Raw genomic sequence first — 24,623 nt, 5'->3', positions numbered from 1 at the left:
TCACAGCAGATTTAGCATGGAGGTTTTGCAGTGCCGTTAGTCGCCGTTCAATTGCCGATCAAATCACCTTTAGCCGAGGTTTTCGAGCGCTGTGCGCACGAGCCTTGGGCATTGCTGTTAGATAGCTGTAACAGCGCTGCCGGGCAATGGGACATGATTTTTCGCCAACCTATGAGGGTGGTTACCGACATAAACGATTGGCCAAGCCAATTGGCGGCTTTGCTTGCCCAAACGCCCAGTTACCAAGGCCCTAGGCATTTGCCATTTCAAGGTGGTTTAGCTGGTGCTTGGAGTTACGATGCAGGGCGAGCGTTAGAGCAATTACCCACGCAGGCAGAGGCCGATATTGCACTGCCCGATATTGCCGTTGGTTTATACACCCAAGCACTTATGCAAGAGCGTGCAACCGGCGCAACTTGGTTGTTGGCCGAGGCCTCACAAACAAAAGCTTTAAGCGACTACTGGTTATCGGCTGAGCAACCAGCACAGCAAAGTTTTACCCTGAAGAGCGCTTGGCAGAGCAATATGACAGCTGAGCAATATGCTGATAAATTCAAGCAAGTACAAAACTACTTGCTTGCCGGTGATTGCTATCAGGTTAATTTGGCACAACGTTTTCAAGCCAACTACCAAGGCAATACTTGGGCGGCGTACCAAAATCTGCGAGCCCACAATAATGCGCCTTTTTCAGCATTTTTTAAGTTACCCCAGGGCGCCCTGCTGTCATTGTCACCAGAGCGTTTTTTAGCCATTGATGCTAACGGTCATGTGGAAACCAAGCCGATTAAAGGCACCCGACCTCGACAAGCTGATCCGCACCGTGATAAAGCCATGGCCGAAGCCTTGCAGCACTCCTCTAAAGACCGCGCCGAAAACGTTATGATCGTCGACTTACTGCGCAATGATCTTAGCCGCGTTTGCAAACCTGGAAGCGTTAAAGTACCTAAATTATTTGCTATTGAATCGTACCCTGCGGTGCATCATTTAGTGAGTACTGTGGTTGGCGAATTAGCCGATACCAAGCAAGCCATTCACTTACTTGCCCAGTGCTTTCCCGGCGGTTCTATTACCGGCGCCCCGAAAATTCGCGCCATGGAAGTTATTGATGAGCTTGAGCCTCATCGTCGCAGCTATTATTGCGGCAGCTTTGGTTATTTTTCACAACATGGTCATGCCGATACTAATATCGCCATACGCACTCTGGTTGCGGTGCAGCAAAACGAGCAGGTTGGCCATATTTACTGCTGGGCGGGCGGCGGTCTGGTGGCTGACTCTGAATGTGCCGCAGAGTACCAAGAAACTTTCGATAAAGTGGCCCGAATTCTGCCAGTGTTGAGCACGGAGTCGCCACTAGTATGACCCGTGACGAATTTTTACATAGGTTTCAGTTAAACCCTGCCCCGAAACTCAAGCGACCTTTACTTAAGCGTTTACGCCCTGCTGCTGTCCTGGTGGTATTGCTGGAGCAACATGGCGAGCTGCAGGTAGTGCTAACTCAGCGTAGTGCTCAGTTGCGTCATCATGCCGGACAAATTAGCTTTCCGGGTGGGCGACAAGAGCCACAAGACAAAGACCTATATGCCACCGCTTTGCGCGAGGCACACGAAGAAATAGGCCTTGACCCTAGCTCGGTTACGCTGCTTGGGCAACTGCAAGACTATCCTGTCATTAGTAACTTTTTAATTCGGCCCTTTGTGGTATTTGCGCAGCCTAGCCAACCATTTGTGCGCGAAACCCGAGAAGTTGCCGAAATTTTTACCGTGCCGCTGCGCGATGTCCTACATCAACATCAGCATTATGTGTATCGTCTAAGGCGTTTTATTTATGATCAGGTATACTTTATCCCCTACCAACAACGAAATATTTGGGGGGCAACCGCTGGAATTTTGCGTGAGCTAGCCGATCACGTGTATCCTGAGCGGCAATTTATGTATCGTCCACTTAATGACTAACGGAATTAGAAAATTTTATGATTAGTGTGTTTGATATCTACAAAGTCGGAATCGGTCCTTCTAGCTCACATACTGTGGGCCCTATGCGCGCTGCGTATGAATTCTTGCATGCCGCCGATAAAGCCGTTGGTTTAACCAATGCCGACGGTATTGTGGTTGAACTATTCGGTTCGTTAGGCCAAACCGGCAAAGGGCATGGCACTGGCAAAGCTGTTATTTTAGGGCTTGCGGGAGAGCAACCAGAAACGGTGGACACCACCACGGTTGACAACTTCTTGCAACGCACCGACGAAAACCAAACTTTAGCCCTGTTAGGCACACACCAGATCAAATTCCCACGCGAAGGCGCCATCGTATTTCATCGTCGCAAAACCATGCCCCGACACGCCAATGCCATGGAACTAAGACTGTATAAAGGCGACGAAGTCATCTACAAAGACCTATATTATTCTATTGGTGGCGGCTTTATTGTTCGAGATGCCGACTTTGACGACAGCCTTGAAGAAGCTATTGAACAATCAAGCAAACCAATTCCATATCCGTTCGATAGCTGCGATGAATTGCTCAAACACTGTCATGAACACGGGTTACGTATCAGCTCATTAATGCTGGCCAACGAAAAAGTGTTTCGCAGTGAAGCCGACATTCGCAGCGGCCTGATGCATATTTGGAAAACCATGGATGAGTGCATTGACCGTGGTATTCGTACCGAAGGTATCTTGCCGGGCGGCTTGAAGGTTCGTCGTCGGGCACCAGGTTTATATCAACGCCTGAAAAATGAAAAGTCGGCCGACCCCATGCAAACCATGGACTGGGTTGATTTATTCGCGTTAGCCGTGAATGAAGAAAACGCCGCCGGCGGGCGTGTAGTTACGGCTCCAACCAATGGCGCGGCTGGTATTATTCCTGCAGTCATGAAATACGCGGATAAATTCATTGCCCCACTTGATGAAGAAACCGTGGTGCGATTCTTATTAACTTCTGCTGCCATCGGTATTTTGTACAAGAAAAACGCTTCTATTTCCGGCGCTGAAGTTGGCTGCCAAGGTGAAGTTGGCGTGGCCTGCTCAATGGCCGCAGGCGCTTTAGCAGAGCTTATGGGTGGTAATGTGAGCTCAGTTGAGTGTGCTGCTGAAATTGGCATGGAGCACAACTTAGGGTTAACTTGTGACCCTGTCGGTGGCTTAGTTCAGGTACCTTGTATTGAACGTAACGCTATGGGCTCAATTAAAGCTATTAATGCCGCACGTCTTGCACTGCGCGGCAGCGGTGACCACAAAGTTTCCCTAGATAAAGTTATTAAAACCATGTGGGACACCGGTAACGACATGAAAACCAAGTACAAAGAAACCGCACGTGGCGGCTTAGCCGTGAATATTATTGAGTGTTAACACGGACCGCTTAAAGTAAGGGGAACTCGATATTTTTAAATAACTTATCGATTTCTTCTTGCGATTTTTTGGTGATCGCCTCATCCACCCGCGAGCGGGTGAGATGAGGCGCAAAACCCTCCAGAAAATCATACATATAACTACGTAAAAAAGTGCCTTTGCGAAAGCCAATTTTAGTAGTACTTGGAGCAAACAAGTGCCCTGCTGAAATACTTAATAAGTCACTATCGTGGCTTTTATCTATGGCCATACTGGCCACCACACCAACGCCTAGGCCCATACGCACGTAGGTTTTAATAACATCGGCATCAGTTGCGGTAAAAACCACATTGGGTTTGATACCCGCTTCGCCAAAGGCCTTATCTAGCTCTGAACGCCCAGTAAAGCCATGCACATAAGTCACAATCGGGTACTGCCCTAAGTCGGTTACACTTACCTTGTCCAATTGCCCTAGTGGGTGATCTGGTGGCGCAATAATTGAACGGTTCCAGTGGTAACACGGCAACATAATGAGGTCTTGATACAAATGTAGCGCCTCGGTTGCAATTGCAAAGTCAGCTTTGCCTTTGGCGGCAGCTTCACTAATTTGTTCCGGTGAGCCTTGATGCATGTGCAACGAAACGTCTGGATAGCGGAGCATAAAGTCTTTAATCATTGCTGGCAGTGCGTAACGTGCTTGCGTATGGGTTGTGGCTATATTGAGTTTGCCTTGATTAGGTTGCGTGTACTCACCGGCCACGGCACGAATAGACTCAACCTGAGAAAGTATATTGCGAGCAATTTGAATGACCTCATGCCCGGCGGCTGTAACATGGGTTAAATGCTTGCCACTGCGCTCAAATATCTGAATGCCTAGTTCATCCTCTAGCATGCGCACCTGCTTACTAATACCTGGTTGTGAGGTATACAAGCTATCAGCTGTCGCTGAAACGTTTAGATTGTGATTTAATACTTCAACAATATAGCGCAGTTGCTGCAACTTCATGGCGTGGTCCAAAGTTAAATGCTTATGCCAAAAATATATAACACCTTAACTATTTATTCCAAGACGAATTTGAGGAAATAGTGAACAGCTTACAAGATCAGTTGAAAAATCTAGGTTTTAAGGCTTCGTCCGAGGCGCCTGAAGCTAACTCTGCTGACTCACCCCGTAATAACGACACACCTGACACTTCGGTACCTGTGCGAATTCAAAGGCAAACCAAAGGTCGCAAAGGTAAAGGCGTTACGGTAATTTTCGATCTACCCGCACAGAATGCGCTTCTTCAAGAGTACGCCTCAGCATTGCGTAAACTTTGCGGTGTGGGCGGTGCGGTAAAAGACGATACGATTGAGTTACAAGGCGATCAACGAGAAAAAGCTAAGCGTTGGCTTGAGCAGAAAGGCTTTTCCGTTAAGCTTGCCGGCGGCTAAAGTTGATAATTAAAAGACACTTCGCGCTTCTCTTGGTCCCACCGCAAGTTACTTGTCATTTGACGAAGTAAATCAAGTCCGCGTCCATAACTTTTGGTTAAATCGTGTTTATTCGCATTGGCCGCGGCAAAACCATGTCCGCTATCGGCTACGCTAACACGCAGTTGTCGTTGCTTCGTGTCAAAGGCTACGCTAATCGTGATATGCCCTTGATTAAGCTCTGCAAGACGCTCGTGGCGTTGCTGATAGTAGTGAGCAAAACCGTCTACATCTTGCTTTATTGACGAGTCTAACCCCAGCAATCCGTGCTCGAGGGCATTGTTAAATGCTTCCGCCAAAAACAGATAAATAGTCGTACGATGTCGACGCAAAAACGGTAATTGGCTCAGCGCAGCAAGAATATGACTAACTGGATCTATTGTTTTGAGGTGTTCAGGCGTCAGCTCAACCTTTATTTCGAACGGCAAACCATAAATGTCGGCTTCTGGCTGAACCGCGCCTAACCCCGTTGCCCGGCATTGCAGAATAGCTAATGACAAATCATCATGTAATGGGGTTTCGCCGCGAAACCCTTCGAGAGCCTCAACGATTTGAGTAAACTCTTCCGCCTTAGGGTACTTACTCAGTAAAATCTCGAGTGCTTCTGACCCTAAAAATTGATGCTGATGCCCAAGAAGCTCGGTGACGCCGTCGGTGAATAGCGCAATTGAGCTGCGAGCTGGGGTTCTAAACGTAGTTACACGGCTATCAAACTCATCGTCATCAACCACGCCTAATGCCATATGGCCTGGGTTTAAACGCCGTAAAATTTCACCCGTGTCGTTGAACAGCAACGCTGGTGGCATACCTCCGTTCCAATAGGTTACGCGTTCACCATTGGCAGACAGTTCAAGCAAAATAGCAGCGCAAAACATATCATTTGGCAGCAACCTGTTCATACGGTAGTTGAACTCAGTCACCATTTCAGCCACCGAAACACCTCGGTCTGACATCGCAAAAAAAGCTTGAGAAAGCGGCAGAGCGCCAGTTGCGGGAGCTAATCCGTGCCCAGTAAAGTCGGCCATTAACATATAGATATTGCCCAATGGCCCTGGCGAAATTAAGCACAAGTCGCCATTAAATTTTGACACTGGCGTTAAGTAAGTTTGTACAAACTCGAAGTCAAGGTAATTTCGGCTGAGTGCATTCTGGAAAATATGCTCAACCAGTTGATGCTCTCGCTCAACGCGAGCTTTGTGCCACGCCAGCGAGCGGCGCATCGCTTCTACCTGACTTTCATTTTCATAAAGTCGCCGCAGTAATTCGATGCGCATGTGCACTAAGCCCAACGGCTCAGGCCACAACAATACGTCAGGTACACAGGCCAACCAAGCGTCAATATTTACATCAGCTTCAGTGATTAACAATCCGACCTGAGACTGACTTGCCTGCTGTGCTATATCCGTTTGCCTGTTTAATGTCGCCGCTGACATTAGCCAAATCAACGGTGGACGAATGTGTAGTTGATGGGCGTTTTTGTAAGATGAAATTTTTAAATTTTTGAGCCCAAGTTGTTGAAGTTGGGCTGCCACGTCTTGCGCAAAAGTTGAGTCATCAACGATCAGCCACGTTGGCGCTTTATCGATGGGAGGCTCAATATAGATTTCCATTTAAAGCCACATTATTCAATAACGAATAATTTATCGAAACGTGAAATATCAAGAATACTTCGCACTTCAGGGCGACAATTAATAATATGAATTGCCTTTACTGACTTACCAAGAGACTTGCGCATATTGAGCAACATACCCAGCGCTGAGCTATCCAGATATTCCGTCTCTCGCAAATCGATAAACACTGTCGGTTGTTGATCACCAACATCGCCATAAGCTTGGCGAAACTCCTGTACTAGCCCAAAGTCGAACTTCCCTTTTATTGCAATAATGAGCTCTTTGCCGTCGTTGGCAAACTGGCGGTGTAATGGCATGTGTGTATCCTCGTAATAACGCTCTAGTGAAATACTGCCAATTGAAGCACCTTAACACAATAGTTACTTTTGACTTTACAGAAAAAAACAATAAAAAAGCCGGATAGTTATCCGGCTTTTTGCTACCGCTTTATACCTAAGCGTAGAATTAAGGCTTTTGACGATATTTTTGATAAAGCTGATTATGACGATTGTTAAGGTCAACTTCAGCGCCATCAATAAACATCAACTGTACTTGTTGGCCAAGATGGTCCATAACATCGCCTTCTGACACAAACAATGAAGCGTTTTTGCCTACTTCAAGCGAGCCTATTTTATCGGCAACTCCCATCACCTCAGCAGGCTTAATGGTAATAGCGGCCAATGCTTGTTCTTTTGACAAACCATAAGACACAGCGTTACCCGCAGCGAATGCTAGATTACGAATATCCCAGTAACCGGTTGAATAGGCTATCGCAAAGTTTACACCTGCCGCAGCAAGCGCTGCCGGTGTTGCATAGGCTTGATCATAGGCTTCGTCGTGTCGTGTTGGTAAACCGTATGGTTCGCCGTACACAACCATGATGTCCTCGGCAGCCAATTGGTCAGCAATACGCCAAGCATCACGCGCCCCCACCAGCACTAACTCAAACCCTTGCTCTTTTGCAAAGTCAATTGCTTGCTCTAACTGGCGTTGGTCGTGAGCGTGTACAAACAGTTTGCTTGACCCATCAAACAGCCCGGTCATTGCTTCCCAACGTACGTCGGTACCGTTAAGCTTGCCAGCTTGTTTAGCATCAAAGTACGCTTTTGCGTCAATGAAAGCTTTTTTCAATTGCTTGAGAGCTTCTGCATTTGCCTTACGTTGTTCTTCGGCAGAACGACGCTCCCACCATGCAGTATTCAAGCCTGCCCGCGGCCAGTTAACATGAACCCCAACGTTTAACGCTTCGGCAGCGTCCTCGAAAGTCCAGCCGTCGGTTTGCAACAAGCTTGAACGGCCTGCAATTAAGTTACGTTGCGGCACAATTTCAGCATGCGTTATACCATTGTAGCGAATTGTCGGGATAACCTCAGAGTCAGGGTTATAAGCAGTGTGACCACTTACCTCAGGCGTAATATTGCCAATTTCTCGCGTGTCATTGGTTGCCCTTACCGCTTCTATTTCAATCAAACCAAGTGTGGTGTCCAAGGCGATTAAACCTGGATAGACATGCTTGTTACTCACATCTATCACGCGCGCGTTTTCGGGGGCAGCAAGGTTCTCACCCATAGCGGTGATCTTGCCATTCTCGAATAAAATATCAGTGTTCGCTTGCACCCCTTGAGTTACCGTGTGCAACGTGCCGCCTTGCAGCAATATTGGCTGCGACTGAGGCTCGCCAGGTACCATATCGTGAGCTGCGGCTGCCACACTTAAACTGGCAGCAACTACAGTAGTTATTAGTTTTTTCATTGTTGCTCTCCTTAGTGTGAATGCAAGTGTTCGCCATGCAAAGTAAACTGGTCACTCCACACGTCTAGATTGTCTTCGCAATGCCATGTTGGCTGCGGTTTTTTGTAACCGTTGCCATTGCCATTGCGCGCACTTTCTGGGCTAGCTAACACTTTTTGCACTAAGCTTTGCTTCTCAGCTTCTAATGCCGCACGCAATTCCTGGTCACGCTCACGGTCAAAGTATTTACGTGCATTAATCCACGTTTGCTCTGGGTGTGAATAAGCACTCAATGGGTGACCGTTCCACACCACAAAGTCAGCGTGTTTGCCGGCTTTAATGCTACCTACGTATTGGTCTACCTTAAGCTGCTTCGCCGGGTTTAAAGTTACCATTTGCAGGGCTTCGTGCTCCGACATACCACAATAGGTTACTGACTTAGCCGCTTCGGTATTTAAACGACGCTGTAAGTCATTACTGTCCGAGTTGATACTGGTTAGTACACCTTTATTTGCCATCAAGCAGGCGTTTTGCGGAATCGAGTCGTAAACCTCAAATTTATACGCCCACCAATCAGCAAATGTTGAGCCACCTGCACCATGTTTCGCCATTTCTGAGGCTACTTTGTAACCTTCAAGAATGTGCGTAAAGGTAGTTAAGGTAAAATCAAACTCTTCTGCTAAGCGAATAAGCATCAATATTTCCGATTGCACATACGAGTGCGCATGCACAAAGCGTTCGCTATTCAGAATTTCTAGCAATGTATCCAAGCGATAATCTGTGCGAGGTGGCGCTGTTTTGGCCTTTTCACTACGACTTAACTTGTTGTATGCATCAACGCGTCGTTGGTACTCACGTGCTGCGATAAAGCCATCGCGCATAACTGCTTCAACGCCCATACGAGTTTGTGGGTAGCGAACAGTATATTGCGTTCCCCAGTTGCTTTGCTTGACGTTTTCGCCTAACGCAAATTTAATGCTCGGCGGCGCCGCATCAAACTTTAAGGTGTTTGCATCAGCACCCCAGCGCAACTTAATCACTTGCGCTTGACCACCAATTGGGTTCGCCGAACCATGCAGCAATTGCGCCATGGTTGTTCCGCCTGCCAACGAACGATATATATGAATATCATCCGAGTTCACCACGTCACCAATTTGCACCTCTGCAGTAATTGCTTCTGAGCCTTCGTTCACACCGCCGTCAATAGCAATGTGTGAATGCTCATCGATAATACCTGGCGTAATGTGCTTGCCAGTACCGTCAATGACCGTATAGCCGCGCGGCGTGCTTAAGTTTTTTCCAATTCGGTAAAACTCGCCATCACGAATCAGCACATCGGTGTTTTCCAATACGCCAGCCTCATCAGCGGTCCAAACCGTGGCATTTTTAATATGAATGTCTTGCCGTTCAGGCAGGCCGTCTAATCCGTAAGCTACATTCGGGAAAGTTAAACGACTTAAATAATCGGCTGATGATTGTGTGTCGTTTTCTTTCGTCGCTTCTGCAGCCTCAGTGCGCTCGGCTTGTAACGGTAACTGGCGACCATCTGGAGCAATGGCTATGCCGGTGAATTTATCTTCTGCGGCTTGCTCTAAGCGCATACGCCAAGCCCCTTTTAGCTCTGCGAATTCGGCGTCTACCACAAACTCTAGCATTGATTCATCACGCTTTGCGTCACGTAACTTGCTGTCTTGTTCGCCAACCAACAATGAACCGGACACTCGCTTACCATCGGTTATTTTCAATTGCGCGTCTTGGTTAGCAATGTTCAATGTTAGTGTGCCGCCAAAGTTAGCTTGATGCATTGGCGCTAACTCAACCTGCGAACCTTGTAGCCAAACGGATTTAATCTCACCGTTGATAAACAAGTCACCTTCAGCAATCACAAAGTCTGCCATATAGCCTGGCGCTAACTTACCAGCTTTATCACTAACACCGGCAATTTTTGCCGGCACTGTTGTCAACGCTGCTAAGGCTTTATCAGCACTTAAACCATGCTGTACAGCACGGCGTAAGTTTGGCCAAAAGTCATCGGCTTTTTTGAGCTGATGTAACGTAAAGGAAAAGTCGATGTCTGCTTGGGCAAGCGCCGCAGCATTACCGGGAGCTCTTTCCCAGTGTCGAAGATCAGCCAAACTAACATCTAGATGGTCATCAACACCCTTTACGTCAGGCGCTGCTGGGAAGTCCAGTGGTAAAATGACAGAGGCTTGAGTATTTTTTATCGCATTTATGCGGGCGTATTCATAGCCCGAACCGACGTAAGTGATAGGAACTTTAAACCCAGCAAACACATCGTGAGCGCGCAATAGCGACTTGTCATCGCTCACTTTAAACACCATGCCTTCTTGTTCAATATTTGCTAGCTCAGCTAATGCTGCGTTGTATTCGACTGGACCGTTGTGCGCATCTTTTCCATACGCCTGCTCATACCAATTTGCATCGGCCAAGGTTTGACGTATAAGCGCAATTGACCCCATTAACGAGGAAGGATATTGCTGCAGCGATGAACCTTTATCGAATGATCCAAAGTGCCGCGCGCGCGGGTTGTACACAGCGTCATTAGCAATGGTGTCTGCCAACGACACAGTCACTGCTTGGCCTTGAAAAATACCATCCATACGAGCACTTTGTACCGCGGTAAAACCTTGCTCTATGTAGTCTTTTGCACCCTTTACATTGGTAGCGAATTCATCGACCCAGTCTAACTGAGAATGAATAGCATCATTCGACGCGTTTCCGCCTTCACGCTTGTTATTGTATTGAGGAGTCGCACTGCGGTATGGGGCGCGCTCAGGTTTTTCAGCTTCGGGAACACCGTAGTTGCTATAAGCATCAATAAAACCCGGATAAATAGTATGTCCACTCGCATCAATGACTCGCGCACCTTCAGGAGCTCGGTTATTCTTTGCGACACTCACAATTTTTCCGTTACGTATCACAAGTGTCGCATTCTCAAGCTTTTTTCCTGGCTCGGTATAAATTGTCGCATTTTGTAACGCAACATAGCTTGAAGAGTTATCATGCAAGCCTCGCACTGGCGTAGTTTGTGAGGCAGCGGCAACTAGCGGCAATGCGGCACAAACAGCCAATGTCAGCTTACTGAGGTGTTTCGTCCCGTTCATCTGGTTCCCCTTTCGTGGATTTTTTGGTTATTATGCTTACAGTACTGGGGATCTGCAGTTCGGCGCAATCCGTTTAGGGATGAAAAGCGTATTGCAGTCGTTAAACAACACAAAAGAGGCAACCTATGAAATTTACAGCACAATTAGGAATGGGGCTTGTAAGCGCAACACTTTTAGCCATGTCATTTTCAGCAGCTGCTCAGCACGCGTTTAACAATGCAGACAAAGCTGTTGAATATCGTCAAAAAGCATTGTCCATTATGCAAAACAACTTCGCAGTTATGGGTGACATGGTAAAAGGTGACATTGAATTTGACGGCGTTATTTTTACCGAACGCGCCAATGATTTTGCCGCACTTAGCGCAATTCCGTGGATAGGTTTTAGTCAACCGGGCGCACAGCCAGGCAACAACACCGATGCACTCCCCGCTATCTGGGACAATTGGGATGACTTTGTAGAGCGCGCTGAGCAACTACAAAATGACGCTAAGGCACTGCAAGCAGCTGCCGCAGCCGGCGACCAAGGTGATATTCGCAAAGCCTTTATGGCCGCAGCACGCAACTGCAAAGGCTGCCACGACCAATACAAAGACTAATCACTTAATTTAGTGTTAGTTAATCCAATAGAAAAGTGCGGCAGCAATAACTGCTGCCGCAATTATTCCTAGTAAGCCAGATACCAAACGCGGTGCAACAACACCTTCACGATACCCATGCAACATGGCAGCAATAAGGTTAATACCTTTGATACGGTAAAGTACTATTGCTATGACATGCACAATAACGAGCGCCAGCAAAATATTAAATGCTATTTCATGAAAGTCGCTAGCGACCTCGCTGAAACCTGAGCTAACTGAACTCGCCAGAGGTCCCGAATAAAAAATATCATCGGTAGCGAATAAACCTGTAGCAAACTGCAGTACCAGTAACAATAATAGTAGCACCGCAGCCCAGCCTCCGGCTGCGTTATGGGTATTGGATGGTTTATACGTGCCTTGCTTTAACTCATTAAGATGATGAACAACAGCTTTTGGCCCTTTCAAAAAATATGAAAAACGCGCTGATTCACTGCCAAACACCCCCCACAGCACGCGGGTTATTACCAACGCCCCAAGCACAGGTGCCAAGCGCAAGTGCCATTCCATATACCCTTCTTCTGCGGTAAACCACATAAGCCCAACTAGCAGCACTATTAGCCAATGGCTCAAGCGCACAAAGCTATCCCAAATTTTTACCCGTTGCATTTTGATGCTTCCTTATGTTCAATAGTATTCATAACTTACCTGCAGTGAAGTATAGGATAGTAAAATGAGCAACTCAGCCAATAAAGTATTGATTGTTGATGACGATTTTATTTCACTTGAAGTATTAAAAGCCATGGTCGGTCAATATCCAGTACAAATACTAACCGCTCAATCGGGTCAAGAGGCTATCGACATTGCACTTGCAGAACGACCTCGCTTAATTTTGCTTGACCATGAACTACCAGATATTGACGGTATCGATGTTTATTGTCAGCTTGCCGAAAAGCTTGGTGAACAGCTGCCGTTAGCCGCTATGGTTACTGGCCATCAAGGCAATGACTTTGGGCAGCGCTGCGAAGCCGCAGGTATTAATAAACGCTTGCACAAGCCAGTACAGCCAACTGAGTTGGCTGATTTATTGCGAATCGCCAGCTGTATCGAGTAGGCGTTGGCTTTCGACTAAAAACTTATCTGAAAATTCGCCGAAATAACGCCTAACTTCGGCGAAAGTTTCAACAAATTCGTGCTTCTCACCATTTTCAAGCTGATTGATAACTTGCTCAAACAAACGCACGTACCTACGTAACATCTGAAAGTTTCTTGGCTCTGATAAAATAATATCAGCATAAAGATTGGCGTTTTGCGCGAATAGTCGCCCCACCATCATTAGTTCCAAACGATAAATGGGTGAGCTAAGATTGAGTAACTGCTGCACATCAGCATGTTCTTCGGCCAAATGAGCGCCGTAAACAAAAGTTGATAAGTGCCGTAACACCTGCACAAAAGCCATCGCATCATCATGCTGTTCTGCATTAATGTGATGCAACTGCGCTCCCCAGCGCTGAATACTCTGCAGCAACCATTGATAGCTGTCTTCTTCGCGACCATGACACACCACCATCAACTGCTTGGCTAGGGTCGCCTGCTGCGGCCCAAACATAGGGTGCAAGCCAACCACAGGCCCGCTGTGTTTTGCTAACATGGCCGCCAGCGGTCGACGCTTAATACTAGTTACATCAGCCAATATGCAACTCGGTGGCAGTGTGGGCAACTGTTCAATGACGCTTTCGGTTAAGGCAACGGGCACGGCCACTAATACCAAATCGGCATCAGCACAATAAATTGGCGCTAGCGCCCAGTCGTCTTTATCTAACACATTCACTACTGCGCCAGCAGATTCAAAAAGGCGTACAAAAAGCTTACCTAAGGCACCAGCGCCACCGACCACTACCACGTTCTTGTCTTGCAGGTGTACATCAGCTGCTTGTTGCTGTTGGTATGACTCGCGAATAACTCGGCGCAACACATCTTCAATTAAGTCCGCTGATAAGCCCATATCGGCGGCTTGTTGGCGCCGTGCTTTGAGCATCTTTTCTTCGCGTTCAGGAACATACAGTGGCTGACCTAACTGTCGCTTCACAACCCCAACTTGCGCGGCCAATTCGCGCCGTTGCAATAGTAAACGCACCAACTCACTGTCGGTTTCATCAATACGTTGGCGTAAACTTTCTAGCTCGAGTTCAGAGTTTGACATCACAACAGCTCCACAGCGACTAAACGACACACATCAGTGTGCATTTGTACCATAAAAAAACCCGCCAGCGGCGGGTTTTTTCGTCTAAGCAAATGCTTATTAAGACAACTTCTCGCGAATACGTGCAGATTTGCCTGAACGCTCGCGTAGGTAGTAAAGCTTAGCACGACGTACCGCACCTTTACGCTTCACAACGATGCTGTCAATAATTGGGCTGTGTACTTGGAAAGTACGCTCAACGCCTTCGCCGTTTGAGATTTTACGAACGGTTACTGCGCTGTGTAAGCCACGATTACGTTTAGCGATAACCACGCCTTCAAATGCCTGAACACGCTCACGGTTACCTTCAACAACCTTAACATTAACGACCACTGTATCACCTGGCGCGTACGCCGGAAGGTCGGTTTTCAACTGCTCGTCTTCGATCGCTTTGATCAAATTTTGATTTACTTTTGCCATGATAGCCTCACTTGCCTAGATTAACTGCCCGAACCTGTATCAGAAGCGTCTTGGTGTTGCTGAATGAAGTCATCCAATAACAGCTTCTGTTCGTCAGTCAGAGCTAGGTGTTTTAACAATTCAGGGCGGCGCAACCAGGTTCTACCTAAAGACTGTTGCAAACGCCACTTACGTATATTTTCGTGGTTACCGCTGAGTAATACAGCAGGAACCGCCTCACCATCTAAGATTTCTGGTCGTGTATAGTGTGGGCAATCTAGCAAGCCCTCAGCGAACGAATCTTCACTGGCTGAATCTTGATGCCCAAGAACCCCAGGAATCAAGCGTGCAACCGTGTCGATCATCACCATGGCCGGTAATTCACCACCACTTAACACGTAATCACCAATCGACCATTCTTCATCAACGTGGCGCGTTATTACGCGTTCATCAATGCCTTCATAGCGACCGGCAATTAGAATAAGCTTGTCATGTTGCGCTAATTCTTGTGCGCCCGCATGGTCAAGCTTGCGACCTTGAGGTGACATGTAAATCACCTTGGTATCGGCCCCGAGTTGTTGTTTGGCGGCAGCAATCGCATCGGTCAGCGGTTGCACCATCATCAACATTCCCGGCCCGCCGCCATATGGGCGGTCATCAACGGTACGATGGCGGTCATGGGTAAAGTCACGCGGATTGACTAATTGAATATCCAATAACCCATCGCGCACTGCCCTGCCGGTCACACCGTTCTCGGTAATGGCTTGAAACATTTCAGGAAAAAGGCTGATCACCCCAACCTGTAAGTTCGCAGTCATTAAAAGTCCGACGGCCAATCCACAATAATGCGCTTGTTTTCTTTGTCGACTTCTTGCACGTACTGACTCTGAATAAACGGAATCAAACGTTCAGAACGACCAAATGCATCATTGCTGTTCGCTTTCACCACCATCACATCATTCGATGCCGTGGCCATTAACTGGTCAACGACTCCCATGTTATAACCGTCAGTATTTACTACGGTCATACCAATCAAATCGCGCCAGTAAAATTCATCCTCTGGCAATTCCGGTAGCAGCTCGGCAGAAATCACAACTTCAGCACCCGTGAAACGGTGGGCTTGATCACGATCTTCTACGCCAACTAGCTTTGCAATCAGTCCTTTATTGTGTCGACGCCATTCTTCGACTTGAACTGCTTGCGCCTTGCCTTGTAATACAAGTTGCCAAGGACGGTATTCAAAAATGGCTTCCGGATCGTCAGTGAAACTTTGAACTTTTATCCAGCCTTTTACGCCATATACTGCGCCAAGTTGACCAACAACGACGGTTTGTGCAGGATTGTTCATAGTCACCCAATTCGGAATAAAACTTTAATTAAGCCGCGCTGCGCGCGTCTTTAACTAACTTCGCTACACGCTCAGACAATGAAGCACCGTTAGATACCCAGTGATCAACACGATCTAAGTCTACGCGTAGTTTTTCTTCCTGGCCGCGAGCAACCGGGTTGAAGAAGCCTACATTTTCAATAAAACGACCGTCGCGGGCATTGCGACTGTCAGTAACTACCATTTGGTAGAATGGGCGTTTTTTAGCGCCACCACGTTGTAAACGAATGGTTACCATTACGTTCCTCGATACAGTTTCTAATGTTAAGTAAATAAAAAAGTCTCCGACCGGGGTCGAAGAGGTCGTGGAATTTACCCGAAATTTGGTCCGAATGCAAGTTTTTACTAGCGTTTCGGGAACATTCCTGGGGGCATTTTCCCGCCCATTCCGCCAAGGCCGCGCATCATCTTCGCCATACCGCCGCCTTTCATTTTCTTCATCATTTTTTGCATCTGCATAAATTGCTTCAGCAATTTGTTTACATCCTGCACTTGCGTGCCAGAGCCAAGCGCAATACGACGCTTACGCGAGCCCTTGATTAAGTCTGGGTGCTGACGCTCTTTAGGCGTCATTGAGTTGATAATGGCTTCCATACGAACCGTTACCTTATCATCAAGCTGCCCTTTCACTTGGGCTGTCATTTTGCCCATACCCGGTAATTTATCCATAAGCCCCATCATGCCGCCCATATCTCGCATTTGAGCAAGCTGATCGCGGAAGTCTTCTAGTGAAAACTTACCTTCCTTCATCACCTTTTGAGCAACTTTTTCGGCTTTGGCTTTATCAACCTTGGTTTCAAGTTCATCAATAAGCGACAGTACGTCGCCCATGCCCAAAATACGTGAAGCCACGCGATCAGGATGGAACGGCTCGAGGGCCGTGTTCTTTTCACCAACGCCCAAGAATTTAATCGGTTTGCCGGTAATATGACGAATAGAAAGCGCGGCACCACCACGAGCATCACCATCTGTTTTCGTCAAAATAACACCGGTCAATGGCAGCGCTTCACTAAAAGCTTTGGCGGTATTCGCGGCATCTTGGCCAGTCATGGCATCAACTACAAACAAGGTTTCAATTGGGTTGATGGTCTGATGTAACGCTTTAATTTCATCCATCATGGCGTCGTCGATAGCGGTACGACCCGCGGTATCCACCAACACCACATCAATAAATTTCTTGCGGGCGTGGTCAATAGCTGCCTGTGCTATGGCCACCGGCTTCTGTTCGGTCGACGATGGGAAAAACTCAACCTCAACTTCGGCAGCCAAGGTTTCAAGCTGTTTAATGGCGGCTGGACGATATACGTCGGCACTAACCACCAATACTTTTTTCTTCTGCTTTTCACGTAGAAAACGTGCTAGCTTGCCCACGCTGGTGGTTTTACCAGCACCCTGTAAACCAGCCATCAGCACTACAGCCGGTGGCTGCGCGGCTAAATTAATCGGGGCATTGCCCTCACCCATGGCGTGTTCTAGTTCTTTTTGTACAATTTTCAAGAACACTTGGCCAGGCGTTAAGCTTTTATTAACTTCAGCCCCTAAGGCTTGTTCTTTGACGCGGCTGACAAACTCTCGCACCACAGGCAAGGCTACGTCGGCCTCTAATAACGCCATACGCACTTCACGCAAAGTGTCTTTGATATTGTCTTCGGTTAAACGACCGCGACCAGTAATATTTTTTAACGATTGCGACAACCGTTCGCTTAAGTTCTCAAACATGCGAATTCGCTCACTTTCTTAGGTGACTGTCTATAAACATTGATAACGATATGGCGCCGAGTATATCTTAATTCAAGCAAAGTTTCCTGATCCTATTGGGTTTCGCCAACACAATGCATATACTGAGGTTATTCTTTTTCAGCGGCACAATAAAACGATAATGAACATGGCCATTTTGCTTCCAATAACTGTTTTTTTATACGGCTTAAGTGCCGTCCTATTATGGCGCCAGCTGAGTCGTTCAACGGTGTCAACTTGGCTTACTATGGCCATGCCGTTAGCAGCAATTGCCAGCCATGCGGGGTTACTTTGGCAATATCTAAATTATGATCATTTTGATCATCTCAATATTACAACCAGCTTAAGTACTGTCTCATTGTTCCTGTCATTACTTGCTTTTGTTCGAGCGCGGCAAGTAGGCGGTCTATTATTAACCCCTATCATCTACGTATTTGCTGCTGTTAGTGTCATTTTAATGGTTATTAGCCCGGCAAACTGGGGCGCACAGCTGGGGGCAAGTCAAAGCCTTGTCATTCATATCGTACTGTCGTTGATAGCCTATGCGGTGCTAATGCTAGCAACTCTTTATGCTATTCAGTTGCTGTATTTGAATTACTTACTCAAGCACCATCGTAGTCATTTAGTTATTAATTACTTACCACCGTTAATGACGGTTGAGCGATATTTTTTCCGGTTATTAAGCACCGGAACTTTATTGTTATTTGTATCGATATTAAGTGGTTTCCTATTCTTAGATGACATGTTTGCTCAAGGCCAAGCTCACAAGACAATATTGAGCCTAGTCGCATTTACTATGTACGTTGTGGTGCTGTTTTTACACGCCGTTAAGCATTCCCGTGGTAAGGCCTTAGTCATTACGAGTGTGGTTGCAAGTACGCTACTTTCACTTGCCTATTTTGGCAGCCGTTTTGTGAAAGATATTCTACTTTCGATGTAGTTGTAGGCTTATTCGTGCTGAATCACTTGACTTGTGATGTCATCTGGCTAAATTAAGCGTTCAGTTTTAAGTTATAGGATTATTTTTTGGACGAGATATCCACCGCAACCCTCTTTATCATTCTAGGGGTGTTGCTTGTGCTTTCCGCATACTTCTCGGGTTCGGAAACCGGCATGATGTCGGTCAACCGTTATCGTTTACGCCACCTCGCCCAGCAAGGAAATGCCGGTGCAAGCCGCGTGCAGTATTTGTTAGATCGCCCCGATCGGCTAATCGGGCTGATTCTAATTGGTAACAACCTGGTCAATATTGCCGCATCCTCTATTGCTACCATAATTTGTCTGCGCTTATTTGGTGATGCTGGTATTGTTGTTGCAACATTTGGCTTAACTTTAGTTGTCTTGATTTTCTCAGAAGTAACGCCGAAAACAATTGCTGCCTTACACCCTGAACGAGTAGCATTTCCAAGTTCAATCATCTTGAAACCGTTGCTAACGATTATGTATCCATTTGTTGCGGCGGTGAATTTTATAACCAATGGTTTTATGCGATTACTGGGAATAAACCCCAGCGCGGCAAACGGCAGCGATGCCTTGAGCTCAGAAGAGCTGCGTACCGTGGTCAATGAAGCCAACTCAATGATTCCATCAAGTCACCAAGAAATGCTCTTGAGTATTTTAGATTTAGAGAAAGTCACAGTAGAAGATGTGATGATTCCACGTGCTGATATTTCTGGGATTGATGTACAAGACGACGTTAAATCAATTATCAAGCAACTAGGCCAAGCTCAGTACACCCGCATTTTGCTCTATCGCAATGAAATAGATGACGCCATTGGATTTTTGCATGCCCGCGACATCATGCAAATTATGACCAAGAATAATTCAGATATAGACAAGTCTGAAATAATTCGCGCGGCGCGTGATATTTATTACATTCCAGAAGGAACACCGCTAAACGTGCAGTTGCTGAAGTTTCAACGTAATAAAGAACGCATTGGTTTAGTCGTCGATGAATACGGCGATATTCAAGGGTTAGTAACCCTAGAAGATATATTGGAAGAAATTGTTGGGGACTTTACTACCAATATCACGCCAGCTCCGAGCGAAACATCCAAAATTCAACCAGATGGTTCAGTCTTGGTTGAGGGCATTGCCAATATTCGTGAATTAAACAAAGAAATGAATTGGGACTTACCGACCGATGGTCCAAAAACTGTCAGTGGACTGATTATCGAGCAACTTGGCGATATTCCGCAGGCGCCTTTGTGCTTGCGCATAAACGGCTACGCGCTAGAAATTGTCGAAAGTAGCGATAACTTAGTTAAGTTAGTACGCTTTTTACCTAACCAATGACAGCCGTTATCACGTTATGGCGTTTAACCGAAAAATAAACGCCATAACCATCCACGCTGCAAGTCTTCTTCACAACTACGTAGTTGTGCACCATAGCGACTAGCGCGTTCTTTTACGCGCTGCGAAGTGTTTACCAGCCATTGTTTGTTACGGTAGGTTTGCCGACGGTAGCCGCCCCAGCCCTCGTGGTAATTTAAGTATTGCCCGTAAGCATCCCACTTGGATACCCCATTAATTTGATGCGTCTTGCTAATAAACCAGCCCATAAAATCGATCGCATCAGAAAAATCGGAACGTGATGACCACGAATTACCGGTTTCACGGACGTAATCATCCCAAGTTCCAGTTTTTGCTTGAGAATAACCATACGCGCTGCTTACACGCCCCCAAGGAATAATCCAAAGAATATAATCTCGAGGCGGCACTGCATCATGTTTAAATGAACTCTCTTGGTACATCATGGCCATTGGCACTTGAATAGGCACGCCCCACTTGTCACGCATATCTGCAGCGGCATCATACCAATCGCGTTTTTCATAAAAAATCCGACAAAGATTTTCTGGTTCTTTAGGTGGCGCCGAAGCACACCCTGTTAGAATAAACGCAGTCGTTAAAAGCGATACTTTAAGCTTCATTACTTACCACTCCGACTAATCACAGGCTGGTGTTTTGCACTTAGCACGCCGGAAATACTCCTGTAAAAACACATCAAAACTTGTACTTGCGTCTTGTCGTTCAAGTTCATGTTGAGCAGTCACTGATGCATCTCGTAATTTCTCAAACTCATGCTCAGTAAAGTATTGTAATGAGGCTGACGTTAACTGCTCTTTGTATTTTTTTGCAAGCTGCATGCCCAACTCGCTGTTGTCCCATTTGTTGTCTTTTAACAGAGCCATAAACTGCCCAGACAATGTCAGTTCCGGATTTAGAACTGAGCGATACTGAGCGGTTACTGCCAGGGAAAAATCTGTTGACTGATGCGCTTTATCTAACAGCGTGGCCACTTCATGAAAGTCTGCAAACAGTTCTTCAAGCCAGTCAGATATTGGCCGCTCATAACCTTGTTCTAACAGGGTCAAGCGTGGATTGCGACCATCCATAACGACTCGATTAAAGTTCTTATCAGTTAACACCTGTTCATCCCAGCTCAACTCAGGGCTTGGTTTTAGAGCACAGTACACAAGTAATACGTCTAACATGCGCATTTGTTCTGCAGTAATACCTACAGAGCTAAATGGGTTTACATCTAAAGCGCGCACTTCAATGTACTCAACGCCACCGCGCTCTAGTGCTTGTGTTGGTGTTTCCCCTGCTCGCGTTACCCGTTTGGGCCGTATTGGCGAATAAAACTCATTTTCTATTTGTAGAATATTACTGTTCAGTTGGCGATACTCACCATCTACTTTAACGCCAATTTTTCTAAACCTTGTAGATGGTGTAGAAATAGCCCGACGCAGCCCAGCCACATATTCTTCAAGGGTATTGTAGGTAATTTTTAGATCGGCTTGTTCTTTGTTGGTATAGCCTAAGTCACTCATACGCAGCGAAGTACCATAAGGCCTATAAACGGTACCCTTGCCCATTTCGGAAAACTCGATGTTATCTTCGGTGTGCTGCAAAAATGACTTACAAATTGCCGGTGAAGCACCGAATAAATAAGGTATCACCCAACTAACACGCTTGTAGTTGCGAATAAGGTGAAAGTAACGCTGTGAAATAAACGATTGGCTCAGCGATTCACCCTGCTGCTGGGCGAGAACTTTCCACACGCTTTCTGGAAGCGAAAAGTTATAATGCACCCCAGCAATAATCTGCATCGCCCCACCATATCGGTGGGTTAAACCTTGGCGATATAAAGTCTTCATCCGCCCGCTGTGAGAACTGCCGTATTGCGCGATGACAATATCTTTCTCATCACCGACAAAACATGGCATGCTGAGCGGCCATAACATGTCATCGCCCAAATGACGGTACACATGCGCATGAATATCTTCGAGCTGCTGCATTGTTACCGAAATATCATTGGCAACCGGCGTAATAAACTCCATTAGAGCTTCCGAATAATCGGTGGTAATTAATGGGTGTTTAAACGCCGAGCCCAGCTGCTTTGGATGCCCTGTCGGCGCCAGCCGTCCCTGCTTGGTAATTCGTAAAGTTTCACGTTCCACACCACGGTGAATGTCGCGAAGCGCATGTGAATTTTCGGGGCGCGAAAGTTGTGCTAACGCATCGGCAAATAATGACTGCAAATTTTTTCCCTGCCTTATATCGTCAAGCCATAAGTTATAGCGAAATAGTACTGTTTTATTGCGCTTTCGTCCATTGCAGTTGATCATGGTTTGGCATTGGCAGCGCTCCCTCCCCGTGGCATGATAGACCTCATAAAGTTTACCAAAGGTTTATCGTCAAATATGACTAAACAGCGGCAACAAGCACATTTGTCTCAGTCTTTTTTTAAAAGGTTGTGCCAACGTTTCTTTTCAACCCAGCAAAACGATGACGGTTCAATAAGCGCTACCCGTTTAGCCGAGCGCGAACGTGAGTTGCAAGACGCTGCAGCCGCAAACCAAGCTAAGAGTGAATTCTTGGCAAATATGAGTCATGAAATACGTACTCCCATCAATGCAATTCTGGGAATGACACAACTTAGCTTAAAGACACACCTCGACGAGCAGCAACGCGGCTACTTGCGCTCTATTGAGAGCTCTTCGCGCATTTTGCTGGGTATCGTTAATGATATGCTCGACTTTGCCAAAATCGAGGCCGGCAAATTAACCATCGAATCTATTCCCTTCGATTTAGAAGAAGTGTTAAGTAACCTTGCAGACATGTTTGCCTACCAAGCTTACGACAAAAACCTCGAATTTATCATCAATTTGCCAACCAATATTCCCACTCGCCTCATTGGCGACCCGCTACGCTTAAATCAAGTGTTGGTTAATTTAGTCAGTAATGCGATTAAATTTACCGACAACGGCGAAATTGTAGTGGCTGTTACTCTGCTCGACATGAATTCTGATGAGGTTTATTTGCGTATCTCGGTGACCGATACTGGAATAGGCATGGACGAAGCTCAGCGCGCACGGCTCTTTGATGCATTCACCCAAGCCGACAGCTCAACTACGCGTCGGTTTGGTGGAACTGGTCTTGGTTTGGCAATTAGCCAACGTATTGTCAAACTGATAAACCAGCACGGCTTAGGGGTTACCAGTAGTGTTGGTCAGGGTTCGACATTTTTTCTTGAATTGCGACTTCCTATTCAACAAACTCAAGATCTTTCCAATCGCGATACCTTAATTCAGCGCCTGCAAAACAAGAGCGTTCTTGCGATAGAAGACAACCTAACAACTCGAGAAATGCTTACCGAGCTATTACGCAGCTACAATGTGCAAATAAGTACCTGCCGCAGCGCTGAAGAGGCACTACAGTTACTTCAACAACACAACTACGATGCTGTTATCGTTGACTGGCAATTACCGGGCATGAGCGGGCTTGAGTTTTGTGAGGAAGTACTTAGTGAATGTCATGAAGAAACACCTAAGCTCATTTTGGCCACCAATTATCATGCCCAAGATATGATTGAACAAAGTAAACGCTTAGGTGTGGCGGAATATATTGTCAAACCATACACCAGCTCTGGACTGTTGCGCGTTCTATGTTCAGCCTTAGCGATAAGTAACGAACAACGCCCAGCGACTATTGATAATCGTTTACACGAAATTTGTAGCGCGCCTGTGTTGCTGGTTGAAGACAATGATATTAACCAATTAATAGCTCGCGAAATGCTAGAGCATGCTGGGCTGCAGGTAGACATTGCTCGACATGGAGAAGAAGCCATATCCATGGTGCAAAACCGGCAGTACGCGCTGGTGCTTATGGATATTCAAATGCCGGTTATGGATGGGCTTACTGCTGCGGAAAAAATTCGTAGCTATTTTTCATATCAACAACTGCCTATCATTGCGATGACAGCAAATAGTAGCAGTGAAGATATTGAACGTTCGCTAGCTGCTGGTATGCAAGATCACATTAGCAAGCCTATAGACGAGAAGGTGTTACATCAGGCGCTCGAAAAATGGTGTTTGCGAGGTGACTACGAGGCATCGACGACGCAAGAAGTGGTCGAGAAAGTAACGCCAAGTATTGTTTATCCAAGTCGCCAAGGCATTGAGTTTAACGCTGCGCTTGAGCGTTTAGGGCACAACATGGGGCTTTATCAAAGTCTTGTTGATCGGCTATATAGCGAGTACCAACAGGCGCCCCAAAAAGTGGTTGAGTTTCTTTCAAAAGGCCAACACGAACAAGCGAAGCGATTTTTCCATTCTCTAAAAGGAGCCGCCGCCAACCTGGGCTTCGTAAAACTCTCAAGCGTCGCGGCAAAACTGGAAAAAAGTATGGCTGCTGGTGAAATTGGTGAAGTGGCCGATCACATTACGCAACTTGATCCGTTACTAGAACAAGCACATCAATCTGTAACTGACTTGGTTTTATGGCATAAACGTCAGCAAATAACAGGAAAACGCTCATGACACGATTTCTATTTCTCATTCCACTATTGTTAAGTGTCATTTGGCTAATTTACTTACGAATAAACGGTTGGAGCCTAAAGCAGGGTTTAAAAGGCTTTATTTATATTGCTATTTTTAGTGGGTTTATCGCTGTCATTTATAGTTTGCTACTGTGGCTTACAGGCCGTTAAACCCAAGAGCTCTGAGCACTCGTAAAAC

24 protein-coding genes are annotated in these 24,623 nt (G+C 46.4%); 10 read left to right on the top strand and 14 right to left on the bottom strand.

The features are described 5' to 3' along the window. Positions 1-30: 30 nt before the first annotated feature. The 3 genes from pabB to ASC40_RS04790 are packed head-to-tail and all read left to right on the top strand — an operon-like array spanning position 31 to position 3,343. The gene (gene pabB / locus ASC40_RS04800) at positions 31-1,359 is read left to right on the top strand and encodes an aminodeoxychorismate synthase component I (RefSeq protein WP_055438645.1); all 1,329 of its coding nucleotides are present in this window, start codon (positions 31-33) and stop codon (positions 1,357-1,359) included. After that, positions 1,356-1,952 carry a CoA pyrophosphatase gene (locus tag ASC40_RS04795; RefSeq protein ID WP_055438644.1) on the top strand — a complete coding sequence of 199 codons (597 nt, stop codon included), beginning with the start codon at positions 1,356-1,358 and terminating at the stop codon, positions 1,950-1,952. Before pabB ends, ASC40_RS04795 begins: the two co-directional genes overlap by 4 nt. 17 nt (positions 1,953-1,969) lie before the next feature. Next, positions 1,970-3,343, top strand: coding sequence for an L-serine ammonia-lyase (locus ASC40_RS04790; RefSeq protein ID WP_055438643.1), 1,374 nt, complete (start codon positions 1,970-1,972; stop codon positions 3,341-3,343). 10 nt (positions 3,344-3,353) lie between these two features. On the opposite strand, the gene cysB is transcribed toward ASC40_RS04790, so the two are convergent. Further along, positions 3,354-4,328, bottom strand: coding sequence for an HTH-type transcriptional regulator CysB (gene cysB, locus ASC40_RS04785; protein ID WP_055438642.1), 975 nt, complete (start codon positions 4,326-4,328; stop codon positions 3,354-3,356). A gap of 80 nt (positions 4,329-4,408) precedes the next feature. On the opposite strand from cysB, the gene ASC40_RS04780 reads away from it, so the two are divergent. Next, positions 4,409-4,756, top strand: a complete 348-nt coding sequence (locus ASC40_RS04780; RefSeq protein WP_342666840.1) for a translation initiation factor — start codon at positions 4,409-4,411, stop codon at positions 4,754-4,756. Here ASC40_RS04780 and ASC40_RS04775 read toward each other — a convergent pair. The 4 genes from ASC40_RS04775 to ASC40_RS04760 form a co-directional block, all read right to left on the bottom strand. Beyond that, positions 4,753-6,405, bottom strand: coding sequence for an ATP-binding SpoIIE family protein phosphatase (locus ASC40_RS04775; RefSeq protein ID WP_055438641.1), 1,653 nt, complete (start codon positions 6,403-6,405; stop codon positions 4,753-4,755). The genes ASC40_RS04780 and ASC40_RS04775 overlap by 4 nt on opposite strands. An 11-nt stretch (positions 6,406-6,416) precedes the next feature. Next, a complete protein-coding gene (locus tag ASC40_RS04770) occupies positions 6,417-6,722 on the bottom strand; it encodes an STAS domain-containing protein (RefSeq protein WP_055438640.1) in 306 nt (101 codons plus the stop codon). A gap of 148 nt (positions 6,723-6,870) precedes the next feature. Next, on the bottom strand, positions 6,871-8,157 hold the full coding sequence (locus ASC40_RS04765) for an amidohydrolase family protein (protein ID WP_055438639.1): 1,287 nt from the start codon (positions 8,155-8,157) through the stop codon (positions 6,871-6,873). An 11-nt stretch (positions 8,158-8,168) separates the two neighbouring features. Next, positions 8,169-11,261 (bottom strand): amidohydrolase family protein, encoded by a 3,093-nt coding sequence (locus tag ASC40_RS04760; RefSeq protein WP_055438638.1) that lies wholly within the window; start codon positions 11,259-11,261, stop codon positions 8,169-8,171. Positions 11,262-11,386: 125 nt separating this feature from the next. Here ASC40_RS04760 and ASC40_RS04755 point away from each other — a divergent pair, with 125 nt between their 5' ends. Next, positions 11,387-11,857, top strand: coding sequence for a c-type cytochrome (locus ASC40_RS04755; protein ID WP_082432453.1), 471 nt, complete (start codon positions 11,387-11,389; stop codon positions 11,855-11,857). 15 nt (positions 11,858-11,872) lie between these two features. Here the strand turns inward: ASC40_RS04755 and ASC40_RS04750 are convergent, their stop codons facing one another. Further along, positions 11,873-12,505 (bottom strand): cytochrome b/b6 domain-containing protein, encoded by a 633-nt coding sequence (locus tag ASC40_RS04750; protein ID WP_055438637.1) that lies wholly within the window; start codon positions 12,503-12,505, stop codon positions 11,873-11,875. Between the two features lie 64 nt (positions 12,506-12,569). Between ASC40_RS04750 and ASC40_RS04745 the strand changes: the two genes are divergently transcribed. Then, positions 12,570-12,950: a response regulator gene (locus ASC40_RS04745; protein WP_055438636.1), complete on the top strand. Its 381-nt coding sequence runs from the start codon at positions 12,570-12,572 to the stop codon at positions 12,948-12,950. Here the strand turns inward: ASC40_RS04745 and tyrA are convergent. From tyrA to ffh, 6 genes are all read right to left on the bottom strand, one after another. Next, positions 12,921-14,039 (bottom strand): bifunctional chorismate mutase/prephenate dehydrogenase, encoded by a 1,119-nt coding sequence (gene tyrA, locus ASC40_RS04740; protein ID WP_055438635.1) that lies wholly within the window; start codon positions 14,037-14,039, stop codon positions 12,921-12,923. The genes ASC40_RS04745 and tyrA overlap by 30 nt on opposite strands. Before the next feature lie 99 nt (positions 14,040-14,138). Then, positions 14,139-14,498: a 50S ribosomal protein L19 gene (gene rplS, locus ASC40_RS04735; RefSeq protein ID WP_055438634.1), complete on the bottom strand. Its 360-nt coding sequence runs from the start codon at positions 14,496-14,498 to the stop codon at positions 14,139-14,141. A 20-nt stretch (positions 14,499-14,518) separates the two neighbouring features. Continuing rightward, positions 14,519-15,295, bottom strand: coding sequence for a tRNA (guanosine(37)-N1)-methyltransferase TrmD (gene trmD, locus ASC40_RS04730; RefSeq protein WP_055438633.1), 777 nt, complete (start codon positions 15,293-15,295; stop codon positions 14,519-14,521). Next, positions 15,295-15,825, bottom strand: coding sequence for a ribosome maturation factor RimM (gene rimM, locus ASC40_RS04725; protein ID WP_055438632.1), 531 nt, complete (start codon positions 15,823-15,825; stop codon positions 15,295-15,297). Before rimM ends, trmD begins: the two co-directional genes overlap by 1 nt. A gap of 28 nt (positions 15,826-15,853) precedes the next feature. Then, positions 15,854-16,102 carry a 30S ribosomal protein S16 gene (rpsP, locus tag ASC40_RS04720; RefSeq protein ID WP_055438631.1) on the bottom strand — a complete coding sequence of 83 codons (249 nt, stop codon included), beginning with the start codon at positions 16,100-16,102 and terminating at the stop codon, positions 15,854-15,856. Between the two features lie 107 nt (positions 16,103-16,209). Continuing rightward, entirely contained in the window at positions 16,210-17,583 is a 1,374-nt protein-coding gene (gene ffh, locus ASC40_RS04715) for a signal recognition particle protein (RefSeq protein WP_055438630.1), read from the bottom strand. 166 nt (positions 17,584-17,749) lie between these two features. On the opposite strand from ffh, the gene ASC40_RS04710 reads away from it, so the two are divergent. Further along, entirely contained in the window at positions 17,750-18,541 is a 792-nt protein-coding gene (locus ASC40_RS04710; protein ID WP_245622209.1) for a cytochrome C assembly family protein, read from the top strand. Positions 18,542-18,627: 86 nt separating this feature from the next. Next, the gene (locus ASC40_RS04705) at positions 18,628-19,896 is read left to right on the top strand and encodes an HlyC/CorC family transporter (RefSeq protein WP_055438628.1); all 1,269 of its coding nucleotides are present in this window, start codon (positions 18,628-18,630) and stop codon (positions 19,894-19,896) included. Positions 19,897-19,919: 23 nt separating this feature from the next. Here the strand turns inward: ASC40_RS04705 and ASC40_RS04700 are convergent, their stop codons facing one another. After that, positions 19,920-20,531: a transglycosylase SLT domain-containing protein gene (locus ASC40_RS04700; RefSeq protein WP_055438627.1), complete on the bottom strand. Its 612-nt coding sequence runs from the start codon at positions 20,529-20,531 to the stop codon at positions 19,920-19,922. Between the two features lie 15 nt (positions 20,532-20,546). After that, complete coding sequence (gshA, locus tag ASC40_RS04695) at positions 20,547-22,145, bottom strand: glutamate--cysteine ligase (RefSeq protein ID WP_055438626.1); 1,599 nt, start codon at positions 22,143-22,145, stop codon at positions 20,547-20,549. Positions 22,146-22,307: 162 nt separating this feature from the next. On the opposite strand from gshA, the gene ASC40_RS04690 reads away from it, so the two are divergent. Together ASC40_RS04690 and ASC40_RS11920 are read left to right on the top strand one after the other, a co-directional pair. After that, a complete protein-coding gene (locus ASC40_RS04690; protein ID WP_055438625.1) occupies positions 22,308-24,425 on the top strand; it encodes a response regulator in 2,118 nt (705 codons plus the stop codon). Then, the gene (locus tag ASC40_RS11920) at positions 24,422-24,595 is read left to right on the top strand and encodes a hypothetical protein (RefSeq protein ID WP_169782084.1); all 174 of its coding nucleotides are present in this window, start codon (positions 24,422-24,424) and stop codon (positions 24,593-24,595) included. The genes ASC40_RS04690 and ASC40_RS11920 overlap by 4 nt, the downstream gene beginning before the upstream one ends. Positions 24,596-24,623 lie beyond the last annotated feature (28 nt).

Origin of the sequence: Pseudidiomarina woesei (genome assembly GCF_001418345.1) — a bacterium.
In the GTDB taxonomy this organism is placed as follows: domain Bacteria; phylum Pseudomonadota; class Gammaproteobacteria; order Enterobacterales; family Alteromonadaceae; genus Pseudidiomarina; species Pseudidiomarina woesei.
The sequence above is the reverse complement of the archived record's forward strand: the minus strand, read 5'-3'. Positions and strand labels throughout refer to the sequence as shown.